The 12,752-nt window shown below is 52.5% G+C and carries 11 protein-coding genes; 2 read left to right on the top strand and 9 right to left on the bottom strand.

Features of this window, described 5'->3' with window-relative positions; translation table 11 throughout:
• Window positions 1–133 precede the first annotated feature (133 nt).
• The 7 genes from IEY46_RS02360 to IEY46_RS02330 form a co-directional block, all read right to left on the bottom strand.
• The gene (locus tag IEY46_RS02360; RefSeq protein WP_188988760.1) at window positions 134–1,324 is read right to left on the bottom strand and encodes a GntR family transcriptional regulator; all 1,191 of its coding nucleotides are present in this window, start codon (window positions 1,322–1,324) and stop codon (window positions 134–136) included.
• Window positions 1,325–1,462: 138 nt separating this feature from the next.
• Window positions 1,463–2,488: a Gfo/Idh/MocA family protein gene (locus IEY46_RS02355; RefSeq protein ID WP_188988758.1), complete on the bottom strand. Its 1,026-nt coding sequence runs from the start codon at window positions 2,486–2,488 to the stop codon at window positions 1,463–1,465.
• Between the two features lie 21 nt (window positions 2,489–2,509).
• Window positions 2,510–3,529, bottom strand: coding sequence for a Gfo/Idh/MocA family protein (locus IEY46_RS02350; protein ID WP_188988756.1), 1,020 nt, complete (start codon window positions 3,527–3,529; stop codon window positions 2,510–2,512).
• Entirely contained in the window at window positions 3,529–4,389 is an 861-nt protein-coding gene (locus IEY46_RS02345) for a sugar phosphate isomerase/epimerase family protein (RefSeq protein ID WP_188988754.1), read from the bottom strand. The genes IEY46_RS02350 and IEY46_RS02345 overlap by 1 nt, the downstream gene beginning before the upstream one ends.
• A gap of 47 nt (window positions 4,390–4,436) precedes the next feature.
• Window positions 4,437–5,261, bottom strand: coding sequence for a carbohydrate ABC transporter permease (locus IEY46_RS02340; protein ID WP_188988752.1), 825 nt, complete (start codon window positions 5,259–5,261; stop codon window positions 4,437–4,439).
• Window positions 5,262–5,279: 18 nt separating this feature from the next.
• Entirely contained in the window at window positions 5,280–6,233 is a 954-nt protein-coding gene (locus IEY46_RS02335) for a carbohydrate ABC transporter permease (RefSeq protein ID WP_188988750.1), read from the bottom strand.
• Window positions 6,234–6,256: 23 nt separating this feature from the next.
• Window positions 6,257–7,642, bottom strand: a complete 1,386-nt coding sequence (locus IEY46_RS02330) for an ABC transporter substrate-binding protein (RefSeq protein WP_188988748.1) — start codon at window positions 7,640–7,642, stop codon at window positions 6,257–6,259.
• Between the two features lie 299 nt (window positions 7,643–7,941).
• On the opposite strand from IEY46_RS02330, the gene IEY46_RS02325 reads away from it, so the two are divergent.
• Both IEY46_RS02325 and IEY46_RS02320 read left to right on the top strand, forming a co-directional pair.
• Window positions 7,942–9,786, top strand: coding sequence for a cache domain-containing sensor histidine kinase (locus IEY46_RS02325; RefSeq protein ID WP_188988746.1), 1,845 nt, complete (start codon window positions 7,942–7,944; stop codon window positions 9,784–9,786).
• Entirely contained in the window at window positions 9,764–10,822 is a 1,059-nt protein-coding gene (locus tag IEY46_RS02320) for a response regulator (protein WP_188988744.1), read from the top strand. Before IEY46_RS02325 ends, IEY46_RS02320 begins: the two co-directional genes overlap by 23 nt.
• A gap of 57 nt (window positions 10,823–10,879) precedes the next feature.
• Here IEY46_RS02320 and glpX read toward each other — a convergent pair whose 3' ends face one another.
• Complete coding sequence (glpX, locus tag IEY46_RS02315) at window positions 10,880–11,854, bottom strand: class II fructose-bisphosphatase (protein ID WP_188988743.1); 975 nt, start codon at window positions 11,852–11,854, stop codon at window positions 10,880–10,882.
• A 38-nt stretch (window positions 11,855–11,892) separates the two neighbouring features.
• Window positions 11,893–12,705: a pyruvate, water dikinase regulatory protein gene (locus IEY46_RS02310; protein WP_229750194.1), complete on the bottom strand. Its 813-nt coding sequence runs from the start codon at window positions 12,703–12,705 to the stop codon at window positions 11,893–11,895.
• Window positions 12,706–12,752: the final 47 nt, after the last annotated feature.

The following is a 12,752-nucleotide window of genomic DNA, read 5'->3' as shown; positions in this document are numbered from 1 at the left end:
ATGCCGCTGACTCACCCCTTGCCGCTACAGCGCCCTGCCAATGCAGCAAGCACCAAGCACCCTCTGAGGCGTGGAATCCACGCTGCGCCTGCTGCTGCGGTCTGCAATGGCTGTGCGCACCCGTTAAAGGCAGCTATTGCGCATTCGGCTGTTTAGCCGGTCCTGTAGATTCGCCGGGAATCAGTCTTGCATCCAGTGCCACACGGTTAGGGACGGCATGGCCGTTCATGATGCTAAGTACATTTTCCACTGCAATTCGCCCCATTTCCTCCTCATTCTGGCGCATATGCGTAAAAGGATACCCGCCTCCCAGATGCGTAGGAGGACTGTCAAAACAAATAATCGAAATATCTTCCGGGATTCGCAGATGAAGCCGTTCCACTGCCGTTTTGGCCAGCAGCGCGATGTTGTATTCCACTGCAAACAGAGCCGTTATTGAAGGGATGCTTTCCAAATGGGCGACAAGCCTTGAAATATCGCGCTCAATATTCTCGTCATTGAAAGAATTGGGCAGCGTGGAGGTCAGATCGCTCACCCAGAGCCCTTTGTCAACCGCAATTCCCCGCTGGGCATGAGCCTGGATAAACCCTTCGATCCGGTCTTCAACGGCAGTCGTATCCACAGGAGGGGGGGAAAGAAAGGAAATATGGGTATGTCCAAGATCAAACAGATACTCTGTGCCTTTGAGAGCGGCTGTCATATTATCAGAGCTCACCGAGGCGGCGGCTACGCCCTTCAAATGGCGGTCGATCAGCACAAGCGGGAAACGGCCAATAACCAGTTTTAGAATTTCCGCATTAAAAAATTCTCCCTGCGCCGGAAACACAATGAGCCCGTCCACTCCAAGGCTTAACATCTTCTGAATAGACTTCTCTTCATTCTCCGGGAGACCGAAGGTTCTCCTCAGCACCAGAAAACAATCATTGTCGCGTGCTGCCTGCTCCATACCATAAATCAGCCCGGTCCCATAACTGTTGCCAAAATCCGTGATAACCAGTCCGATTGTCTTTTCCTCAGGGTTGACCACAGAAGGTGTGCTTCTCTCGGAGCCGGAGCTGGCGGCTGACGCAGGCAATGGTTCCGGAAAATCCGTATCCGGGTCGGCTACAAACGAGCCTCTTCCCGGCTTGCGCACGATCAATCGTTCGGCGGCGAGCATCTCAAGCGCTTTCTTGCTTGTTATCCGGCTTACATTATAGGCATCGGCCAGCTCTTTCTCGGAAGGAACGCGCTCGCCAAGCTGATAGACTTTCATGATAATATGCTGCTTCACTTCATCAAAAATTTTCTCGTACATCGGCTTGGATGACGCTTGCTCGCTCATGATTGCATGACCTCCCGACTCTATTATTTACATGATGTATAATAATATATCATGATATATAAAAGTTGTCGATATTTTCAGCAAAAAGACCCAAGCGCCAAAATTGCGCTTGGGTCACACCCATCCGGGATGATTTGTTCAGGCTTGTACTGGAGGGGACAGCATGATGTCACGCTGCTCCCGGGAGGATTTATAGGTTCCCAAAATAATTTCCAGAGAATGCCGACCTTCCCGGCCCGGCACCATCGGCTCACGTTTTTCCCGTACGGCTAAGGCCATATCCCGGATCTGCATCCGGTGGCCGTCGGGGATCACCCGGAACGGCTCGAATACGGGCAGACTGACATTCTCACCATCTATTTCGAGAAACACAATATCATCCTCTTCGATGATCAGTGTCCCTCTCTCGCCGTGAATTTCCAGCCGCTGCCCCCGGCCCTTGTATGCCGTTGTCGTTATTTCCAGCGTCCCCATTGCCCCACTGCGGTATTGCAGCAGCGAGACAGCGGTATCCTCCACTTCTATGCTGCGCAGCACCGCCTTCGAACGTCCATGCAGAGACTCTACCTTTCCGGCCAGCCACTGGAGGAGATCGACTGTATGGATGCCCTGATTCATCATCGCCCCGCCGCCGTCCATCGCCCAAGTACCGCGCCACCCCGCGCTATCGTAATACGCCTGATCACGATAGAGCTTGACGTATGCGGAGCACAGACTCAGACGGCCCAGACGGCCGTCTTCGATCATTTTTTTGGCGTATTGAGCCTGGGGGGACATTCTTCTGGGAAATACGGTAGATAGCATCACACGGCCTTTCACGCATGCATCCAGCATCCTGTCAATATCCTCCAGGCGGATCGCCATCGGTTTCTCAACAATAATATGTTTGCCAGCCCTGGCCGCCATTACGGTTTGATCGGCATGCAGCCCGCTTGGCGTGCAAATGCATACAACATCCACGTCGTCGCGAGCCAGCAGTTCCTCCAAGGTAGAGCAAACGGCAGCGGAATATTGCGCCGCGAATCGCTCCGCCACCTCTTCCGCATGGTCATATACCGCCGTAAGAACCGCTTCTTCCGTGTCCCGAATTCCTTTGGCATGAACGTCCGCAATAATGCCGCAACCAATAATGCCGAACCTGACCGGCGATTCTGCTTCTATCATACTTTCCTCCATCCTTTCTTCTTAGTGAGAGGGTCTTGAACGAATGACCCGCTCAGCCCGTTCATCCGAATCGACCGCCGCTTCGGAAGCTGCAAGAATATCCCGGTGAGTCAGCAGATGGGGTTTGCCTTCAAGGCGGTTCAGGAAATCTGCCGTAACGGAGCCCGAAGGAGCGTCCGTTTCGATTTGCCGCAGCGCTTCTTTATCGGTTGTCATGAGCAGCATGCCCGCTGTCGATCCGGCTAGCGGATCGCCCTCCAGCCGCAGCTCCATCGTTCCTTTCGTACCGGTAATAAAGATCCGTCCGTCCCCCCAAGTCCAGCAGCCTTCGGGCGAATGCCAATCGGCATAAAGCTCAGAAGTAATGCCCTCTTCCAGCATCACCTGAAGTCCTGCACCATCGTAGAAGGAGGGATACTGCGGAAGAATGGCCTTGGACATATAACCATTCGTATGCCTAATTTCCTTCCCCGTAAGCCAGCGCAGCAAATCGAAATCATGAATAAACAGGTCGATGATGATACCGCCGGACTGTGTCTTATCGAAATGCCAGGAGGGACGAGTGGCTTCTTTAAGCAGATGCGGCTTGCGCATGGCAAGATGGACAATTTCACCCAGCGCCCCTTCCGCGAGCAGCCGCCTGGCTGTCTGGAGCACCGGACGAAAACGCTCCGTCAGAAGCATCCCCAGCTGAATTCTGTTTCTTCCCAGTACTTCCCCAAGCCGATCCAGGCCTTCGCGGCCGGTAACGGCCGGTTTATCCACCATAATCGGCTTGCCTGCCTGCTCGCATCGTTCAATGATATCGATTTTGTCACAATTGATAGCCGCACAGCCGATGATATCCACATCATCGCCGAGCAGCTCATCCTGCTCCCGGACCTGTCGGAGACCGTAAGTAAGAGAGATTCTATCCGCAAGTTCTGTATTGTCCGGTTCATATAACCCTGAGCAGCGGTGACCCATAGCAAGCATCTCTTCAATAAAGATGCCGATATGTGCATGCTGGCAGCCGATTATTGCAAAGTTCAGCGATTTCATTAACGGCTCCCTCCCAAGTTCATCCAGTCTTTGACGACCTGCAAATCATGGGCAAGCTGTTCTTCCGGCGGAAAGGGAGCGAAGCATTCCAGCGTTATCCAACCCCTATAGCCGGATTCCATCAGCGCCGCGAACAGCTCCCTGTGATCCACCCCACCTTCCCCAAGACGGCATTGCAGAAAATGCTCTTCGCCATGGTGCGTCCGGTTCGTGAAGGTTCCGGGAGCACCAGCCTCCTTGATGCGCAGCTCGTCCTTGACGTGAACATGTGATAGATACCGGCCGAGCTGTTGAACGGATTCCCTGCCGAATTCTGTGTCCGTTATATACATATTACCGGCATCGTGGATAAGCCCAATGTTGTCGTCTTGGACCAATTTCAGCAGGCGCAGCGCGCTGGCAGGCGTTTCGACAAGACTGTTGTTGTGTATTTCAAGCAGGACGCGCTTTCCGTGTTTTCGCGCTTCACCTGCACATTTGCGGAGCCAGAAGGCTGCTTTCTCGTAATGGTAATCCTCCGCCAAAAAAGCGTTGGGTCCTCCCTGAAACAGGCGTACCCCATCTGCCCCCAGCACATCCGCATGCTCCAGAAGCCTGCGGAACTCCTCGTAAGCGGCTTCGCAATCCTTATCCCCGTTCTCGGAGAATTTGCCCATATACCCTGCCAGGACGGGAACCGACAGCGCTTTGTCATCGGCGAGTTCCTTTATTTCCCGGACTCGCCGAAGCGGCGTATCCGGTGACAGATGCGGTTCCCGGCAGGCAATCTCGATGCCGTCGAAGCCAAGCCGGGCTGCAGTAGCGATTGCGTCGTGGATACTGTAATCCATTAATGCGCCGCTGAAAGCCGCATATTTCATCTTGTCTCAATCTCCTTTTGCAAGCCAGACTTGCTGCCGTTTTGGTATTATTTGATGCCTGAGCTGGCATGGTTCTGCACAAAATATTTCTCAGCGACCATAAACACAAGCAGAATCGGAATCAGACTGAGCAGCGCAGCAGCCACCATCAGCTGTTCATTGCCGACCCATTGTCCGCCAAGCGAAAGAATACCGATAGGGAGCGTAAATTTCTCATTGGAGGTCAAATAAATGACCGGAGCCATAATTTCGTTCCATTTGCCCATGAAAGTGAAGATGGCAAGCGTAGCAAGTGTCGGCCGGGCCATGGGAATGAATATCCGCAGATAGATCTGGAAGGGGTTGCAGCCTTCCATCTTGGCCGACTCTTCATATTCCTTCGGAATGCTCATGAAAGCCTGCCGCATCAAAAATATGCCGAACGGCTGCGCCAGCCATTCAATGACCCAAAGCGGGGTCAGTGTGTCCAGCAGATGAAGTTTGTTGAAAATAATAAAATGCGGAATGATGATAACAACAGGCGGAATCATCATCGTGCCAAGCACCATCACGAACAGGGCTTGTTTCAGTGGAAACTTCATTCTTGCGAACGCATAGCCGACCATAGAGCAGGATATCAACGACCCTGCAACCGAAAGCACGGCCACCAGAACACTGTTGAGCGTATAGTGGCCGAAATTTCCGAGCTCCAGCACCTTCGTATAATTGGACCACTGGAACACGTCCGGGATCCATTTCGGCGGAACAGCCGTATACTCCTTGTAGGTTTTGAGCGAATTCATCAATGCCGTCAGGAACGGCACAATCATAATCAGAGCGCTGGCCGTAATCGCGATATAGGCCATGGCCTTTGACAGTCTTTTATGCTTCATGGCCCGAACCTCCATCCCTTAATCGTAATGCACCCATTTCTTCTGTCCCCACATCTGCAGCATTGTCAGCGTAAACAGGATCATAAAGAGCACCCAGGCAATAGCCGACGCATACCCCATTCTCAGATAGGTAAAGCCTTCCCGGTACAGGTCCAGCATCAGGACCAGCGTCGAATTGTTGGGACCGCCAGCCGAGCTCATATCCCCGCCGCCTGTCAGGACGTACACCTGCTCGAATGCCTGGAATGTGGAGATGGTGCTAAGGATAATGACCAGGAATGTGGTCGGGGAAATCATCGGCAGCGTTATGGAGCTGAACTTCTTCAGCACCCCGGCACCGTCAATCTCCCCGGCTTCATACAGATCCTTCGGAACGCTCTGCAGGCCGGCGAGATAAATGACCATAATGTAACCAATGCCTTTCCAAACGGCGATAATCACAAGCAGCGGTATCGCAAGCGCTTCATCCTGCAGCCAGCGCTGCGTGTCCAGGCCCATTTTCGTCAGCAAAGCGTTGGCCATGCCGAAACGGGGATTGAAGATGGCATCGGCCACATAGAGGATAACCGTCCATGAGGATATGACCGGGATGAAATGAGCCATCCTGAACAGCTTCAAGCCTTTCAACCGCTGGTTCAGCACCACCGCCAGCACGAGTGCCAGAATAGTCTGAAGAGGCACAAAAAGCACAGCAAAATACAGGGTATTTCCTAACGCTTTCCAGAACAACGGATCGTCCAGCAGGCGTGAATAATTGTCCAGGCCGGACCAGCTCGGAGGATTAAGCATGTCATAATCCGAAAAACTGAAGTAAAGTGAGGCCGCAAGGGGCCCCGCTACAAATACAACGAAATGGATCAGGTAAGGGGAGACCATAAGCAGTCCCCACCTTCCCTCATGGCTGAACCGCTTTCGCTTGCGGACCGGGATGCCTTGGAGATCCTGATGATTATTGGGGACTGCGCTATCCATTTCAATCCCGCCTTTCCAACCGGTTATTTTTTGGAGTAGAAATCGTCCAGAACCTTCTGTACATCAGTATTGGCTTGCTTCAGCGCATCATCGATCGATACATCGCCCAGAAAGGCCCGCTGCGCATTCTCATTGAATTTGCCGACCCATTCTTCCCAGACAGCATTAACATCGAGCGTTTTGGCGAAATCCAGGCTGTCGAGGAATGCCTGACGGTTGGCCGGCTGCTCGGTTGCCTTCAGGAAAACATCGGAGCTTGCAACGGATTTCTTGACAGGAATCGCTTCACCAAGCTCTCCCCACTGCTTCTGAACATCATCCTGGGTTGCCCAGTATTTGACCCATTCCCAAGCTGCCTGCGCTTTAGCATCCTTGGATTTGGCATTTACAACCCATGAATTAGCGATGACCGGCGCCGCACGATTGCCGTCCGGCCCTTTCGGAAGGAGCGTCACATCGTAATTGAGTCCAGATTCATTGGCAGCCAGCACCCGTGCATACAAACCAATGCGCATGGCAGCCGAGCCGCTTGGAAATACGGCCGTATTGCTCTGAAAGCTTTTCAGGTCCACGGGATCGGTAATAATGCCGCGTTTCATCCCGTCAACCATCCATTCGAATGCCTGCTTGTTCTGGGGGGTGTCGATAATGGATTTGGTAACCGTGTCGTCAAGCACGCCACCGCCATAAGCCTTCATCACCGAGAACCAGCCTTCGGTAATGCTGAAGAAGGTAAGCCCGAACTGATTGACATTATTGACATCAAAGCCTGTTTCGTCCGCGGTTTTGCCTTTGGCATCCAATGTAAGCTTGGCCGCGTTGGTTTTCAGATCCTCCCAGGTCCATTCTTCGGTTGGATAGGAGATTCCCGCTTTGTCGAATAGCTCCTTATTGTAGAACAGGACGCCCACTTGAATGCCCTGCGGGACGCCCCAATAGCGGCCATCCGCGTCCTTGTTGTATTCCAGTCCGTAGTAGTCGTCTTTGTTCAAATCCCTGTCGATCCATTCTGTCAAATCTCTGGCCGCACCGCGCTGGGCATATTTCATGACATATACGCCATCCGAAAGCCAGACATCCGGTGCGCTGCCAGCCGCGATCTGTGTATCGAGCTTCTGGTAAAACTGGCCGTATGGCGCACTTTGGGTCTTGACATTTATATTCGGGTGCTGCTCCATGAACGTTTGAATCAACTGCTTCATCTTCGTGTCTGATTTCTCGTCCGAATAATAACCAAGCAGAATATCAACCTTCTCCTCGTTCTTGGCAGCATTCCCGCTTCCTTCCGGAGCGCCTGACCCTTCCCCGTTCGCAGCAGGATTGTTATTTTTTCCCGAACACCCGCTTGCTGCTGCGGCCAACGTGATTATAACCGCAAGCAATAAAACTCTCCATTTTCCTGTTGCCATTCTTGATTGCCCCCCATAAGATTAAAATATTGTACGTTCACCAACATTTTCCTTGCTGTTAGCTGTGTAATGTAAATTAACAATTAAAACGCCTTAAAATGGAACTTCAGATTCTCCGTCTCCTTTCGATGTCAGGATAAAGCGTTTGTAATCTGTACTCCATGAGGCTTTATGAATTGAAGTATAAAACAATGTCTGTTATCCTTACATGTATTTTTATTTACAACTTGTGTTTTTTTGCTATAATGATCTCTAATCACAAGCAGGATGAGAGCTGCGTAAAGGGATGGTGACTCGCGTTGGAGGAAAGGCAGAAGCAGCGGATTACCATTTCGATCAATCAACGGCTGCTGATTCTCATCGTTTTTTTTATCTGTTTTCCATTCTTTATAATTGGCTGGTCCTGGTACAGATCATCCACCGAGACGATTGAGCAGAATGCGATCCAGACCAATAAACGTATCATTGAACAGACCAACGAATATCTTGATCTTTATCTGTCCAACCTGGCCAACTCCACGTATCCCTTTGTCAATAATGCCCTGATTCAGACTTTCATGGATTCGCCATCTCTGTCTGCCTACCAGTATTTCCAGCTTTCCGAGGACGTCGAGAACGATCTGTTCTCCCAAATGATATACGGCCGAAGCGATATCGTCGGCATTTCGGTGGCTGGCAGGAATGGCCGGCAAATCAACGATTACAGCACAGCTAAGGAAATGCTCGACATGCGGCCTATCCGGGCCCGCAACACGGACTATCTGTCCAAGATTGATACGCTGGATGATTTTCAGGTCGTCGGGCTTGGCAAAGTCGGGAAGACACCGGTCGTAACCGTAGCCCGCAAACTTCACAGCAATACAACCTATCGGTATGAGGGAATGCTGATCGTAGATCTGAGCCTGCAGCAGATCGAGAATATTTGCCGCAATGTATCGCTTGGCAGCTTCAATGTATGGATCTCCACCATTGAGGGCGAGATCGTTTACCATTCAGACCCTTCGCTGATGGGTACGCATATATCCGACACGCTGCTGGAGCGGGTAAGTACGGGCGGACCGGATTATTTCCGTATTCAGCAATCGGGGGAAGAGAAGTTTATGATCTACGAATTCTCCAAAGCGGCCAAGTGGATACTGGTAGCAGATATCCCGCTCCACAAGATTATCGGCAACCTGATTTATCTGCGCAACCTGTCATTGACTGCGGCTGCCGTCATGCTGATCCTCACCTTGGGTATCGTTGGCGGATTCTCGCTCTCACTGACACGTCCCCTGAAGCTGCTGCAGCGCCTGATGGCGAAAGTGGAAAGCGGCGACTTCACCGTGCGCCAGCCTGTCAGCCGCCGGCGAAAGGATGAGATCGGATCAGTATTTCAAAGCTTCTATCAGATGGTAAGCGAACTCAGGCGCCTGGTCAGCGAGGTCCATTCCTCCAAATTGAAAGAGCAGGAATTGACGATCAGGCAGAAAGAATCGGCGCTGCAGGCCATGCAGGCTCATATCAATCCCCATTTTCTTTACAACTCGCTGGAGATCATCAACTCGCACGCCATCGTAGAGGGAAACCGGGAAATCAGCCGGATGACGGCCGCCCTGGCTCATATGTTCCGGTACAATATCGGAAATGCCCGGAATATCGTTACCCTGCAGGAGGAGCTGGCCCATATCCGGTCCTATCTGGCCATACAACAGGCCCGTTTCTCCAAACTGTCCGTCGAGATAGATATGGACGAATCCCTGACAGAGCATATCGAGGCGGTTCGGATGACGCTGCAGCCGCTTGTGGAGAATGCTTTCATTCACGGATACAAGAACAAAAAACCTGTATATATCGGCATAGCCGGAAGGGCCGAAGAATCCTGGTACAGCGTTCTTATCGAGGATCGCGGAGTCGGCATGGATCCCGAACGCCACGAATGGTTCAACCTGCTGTTCCTGCAGGGACAGCAGGGACTTTCCCCCGGCAACCAAACATCGGGCATCGGTCTGATGAATGTTCATCAGCGTTTGCAGCTTACTTTCGGTCCGGCATTCGGCTTGCGCGTCGTCCATTCATCTTCAGGCACGGGCACTATATTCGAAATCCGCTTGCCAAACTTCAGGGAGGGAGAGAAAACGCATGTACAGAATGATGATAATTGACGATGAGCGAATGATCCATCTCAGCATCCGCAAGCTCGTGGAAACCTCCGGGCTCCCTGTAGTCATAGCCGGCGAAGCCGAGGATGGCGCTGAGGCTTTGAACCTGCTAGAATCCGTTAATCCCGATATTATCGTGACCGACATCTGCATGCCTGAGATGGACGGTCTTGCTTTCATCCAGAGGGCCAAAGACAACCGGAAAAGCATTCATTTCATCATCCTGACCGGCCATGAACGCTTTGAGTTTGCCCAGCAGGCACTACGTTACGGAGTACGCGATTTCCTGCTCAAGCCGGTGAATCCGGATCAGTTCATAGAGAGTCTGCAGCAGGTCTGCAGCCTGCTGAGTGACGGCGAAGGCCGCCTGCTCCTGCAGAAGGAATGGCTTCGCCGGCAGCAGGAAATGGTCAAGAACTTAACCGAACAAATCTGGTCTGCCAACGAAGAGGCGGCCGGAGCGGCGATCGAGGAAGTGGTAGAGCATTACAGGAACCCCGGCAGCGATGAATACAGCGCAGCCCAATTTGCCAAAGACCTGCTGAGAGAAGTAGAGAGCGAGCTTCAAAGACGGCATTTCGAGCTTTCGCACACCTATGCCGGAGAAGGCCAATGGCCAGTTGAAGATCAGGCAAGCTTCGACCGTATGCGGGACGCCGTGAAGGGTATGATCGACGAAATAAAAGGATCCCGAAATCTGGGATCCCGCAACAATATTCTAAAAGCGGTTAAGTATATCGGGGAGCATTATGCCAGGGAGGAGCTTTCGCTTAAGGATGTGGCCGACTCGCTTGGCATGTCGGTTCCTTATCTAAGCCGGTCTTTCAAGGAGGAAATGGACATCAATTTTGTCAAATACCTGATTGGTGTCCGGATGGAAAAAGCCAAGCTGCTCCTGGAGCAAGGAGAATGTCCGACCACGGAAGCCGCTTACCAGGCGGGCTTCTCTGATTACTCGCACTTCAGCAAAACCTTCAAGAAGCACTATGGTCTGACGCCGTCGGATTTCCGCAAGCAGCATCAACGCCAAAGCACGTGAACCTCTGATGAGAAGCAGGTGCGCCGATTGCATTCAAGCGCTCTGCTTCTCCTGTACCTAATGCTTCAAATCCGCCAGCAGCGGTTTATTGGGCAAATAATGCAGCGATTTGATGTAGCGGATCGTACGCGTTTTGGCGCGCATCACGATGGAATGCGTTTCTGCGCGCTGATCGGGCAGCATCCGCACACCGCTAAGAAATTCTCCCGGCGTAACGCCTGTAGCGGCAAAAATAACATCACCCGTTCCAATCATATCATCCATCCGCAGCAGCTTGCGCGGGTCGGAAAGCCCCATATCGATACAACGCTGCGCTTGTTCTTCATTTTCAGGCATCAGTCTTCCTTGAATTTCCCCACCCAGACATTTGAGCGCGGCAGCAGCAAGCACGCCTTCCGGTGCGCCTCCCGAGCCTACATACAAATCAATACCCGTCTCCGCGAACGCGGGAGCGATAGCACCTACCACATCCCCATCGGATAACAATTTGATCCGCACGCCTACCTCCCGCAAGGTACGGATCAAGGATCCATGCCTTTCCCTGTCCAGCAAAATAACGGTCAAATCCGACACCTGCTTGTTAAGAGCAAGCGCGGCTTTCTCCACTGTCGTGCGGATCGGGTCGTCAATACTGAGCTTGCCGGCAAGCGAAGGACCGACTGCGAGCTTCTCCATATACATATCCGGCGCATGCAGAAGATGCCCTTTGGGCGCTACGGCGATAACGGCGAGCGCGTTGTTCAAGCCTTTGGCGACAAGCTCCGTGCCCTCCAGAGGATCGACGGCTACGTCCACCTCCGGTCCCTGCAAGCTCCCGACCGACTCGCCGATATACAGCATGGGCGCTTCATCCATCTCGCCTTCTCCAATCACGACTGTTCCCCGGATGGAGACGGAATCCAGCATCCCCCGCATAGCATTGGTCGCAGCCTCATCGGCGTGATGCTTATCCCCTCTGCCCATCCATGGTGCCGCCGCCAATGCGGCAAGCTCCGTAACTCTGACTATTTCAAGTGCTAATTCGCGTTCCATGCCTCCAGCCCCTTTATCCTGTTTCGCGAGTCATTTGTTTAACTTAGTTCCTGCAGCCATCCGATTATGGTCCCCGCCGTTTCTTCAATCGCTTTCTCCGTAACATCAATAACCGGACAGCGAAGCGACTGCATAATCATATCCGCATATTGCAGCTCTGTATGAATGCGTTCTATGGAAGCATACTGTGCCGAGAACGGCAGGCCCATCGCCTTCAATCGTTCCGTCCGGATGCCGCTGAGATGGTCCGGACTCATGGTCAGTCCTACGATCAGCTTCTTGCCTTCCTTAAGTTCAGGAGGCACCTTCACTTCGGGCAGAAGCGGCAGGTTCGCAACCCGGATCCCTTTGTGGGCCAGATAGATACTCAGCGGCGTCTTCGACGTGCGGGATACGCCGACCAGCACAACCTGAGCGAGCAGCAATCCCCGCATATCTTTTCCGTCATCGTATTTGACCGCAAACTCAATGGCTTCAATTCTGCGGAAATAATCATCGTCAAGCGCATGAAGCAGTCCGGGTTTGCGTTTGGGCGAATCGTTAAAGGTATCGATAAAGGCCTGCATCATCGGACCCAACACATCAATTGCCCGGACTCCTCTCTTCAGCGCTTCTTCCTTCATGGCTTCCCTCAGCTCCGGCTGGACCAGCGTATAAGCAATGAATCCTTGGCTGAGCGCTGCTTCTTCGACAATATGGGCAATTTCCTCCTCGGATTTGAGGTGGCTGAAACGCTTTAATTTGACTTGCTCGCTGGCAAATTGCCGCATGGTCGCATTGACCACGGCTTCGGCGGTCTCGCCGACGGCATCCGAGCAGATGTAAATGCGGCGGTGGGGCTTATTCTCCAATTTATCCAAGTGCTGCGTCCTCCTCCAATCCTGGCTGCTATGTGTTA

The organism is Paenibacillus nasutitermitis (assembly GCF_014641075.1).
GTDB classification, from domain to species: Bacteria; Bacillota; Bacilli; order Paenibacillales; family Paenibacillaceae; genus Paenibacillus_Z; species Paenibacillus_Z nasutitermitis.
The sequence above is the reverse complement of the archived record's forward strand: the minus strand, read 5'-3'. Positions and strand labels throughout refer to the sequence as shown.

What these genes read in the sequence shown, in the direction of transcription:
- IEY46_RS02360 (WP_188988760.1), bottom strand. Translation starts at nt 1,324, where the DNA reads ATGAGCGAGCAAGCGTCATCCAAGCCGATGTACGAGAAAATTTTTGAT.
- IEY46_RS02355 (WP_188988758.1), bottom strand. Translation starts at nt 2,488, where the DNA reads ATGATAGAAGCAGAATCGCCGGTCAGGTTCGGCATTATTGGTTGCGGC.
- IEY46_RS02350 (WP_188988756.1), bottom strand. Translation starts at nt 3,529, where the DNA reads ATGAAATCGCTGAACTTTGCAATAATCGGCTGCCAGCATGCACATATC.
- IEY46_RS02345 (WP_188988754.1), bottom strand. Translation starts at nt 4,389, where the DNA reads ATGAAATATGCGGCTTTCAGCGGCGCATTAATGGATTACAGTATCCAC.
- IEY46_RS02340 (WP_188988752.1), bottom strand. Translation starts at nt 5,261, where the DNA reads ATGAAGCATAAAAGACTGTCAAAGGCCATGGCCTATATCGCGATTACG.
- IEY46_RS02335 (WP_188988750.1), bottom strand. Translation starts at nt 6,233, where the DNA reads ATGGATAGCGCAGTCCCCAATAATCATCAGGATCTCCAAGGCATCCCG.
- IEY46_RS02330 (WP_188988748.1), bottom strand. Translation starts at nt 7,642, where the DNA reads ATGGCAACAGGAAAATGGAGAGTTTTATTGCTTGCGGTTATAATCACG.
- IEY46_RS02320 (WP_188988744.1), top strand. Translation starts at nt 9,764, where the DNA reads ATGTACAGAATGATGATAATTGACGATGAGCGAATGATCCATCTCAGC.
- glpX (WP_188988743.1), bottom strand. Translation starts at nt 11,854, where the DNA reads ATGGAACGCGAATTAGCACTTGAAATAGTCAGAGTTACGGAGCTTGCC.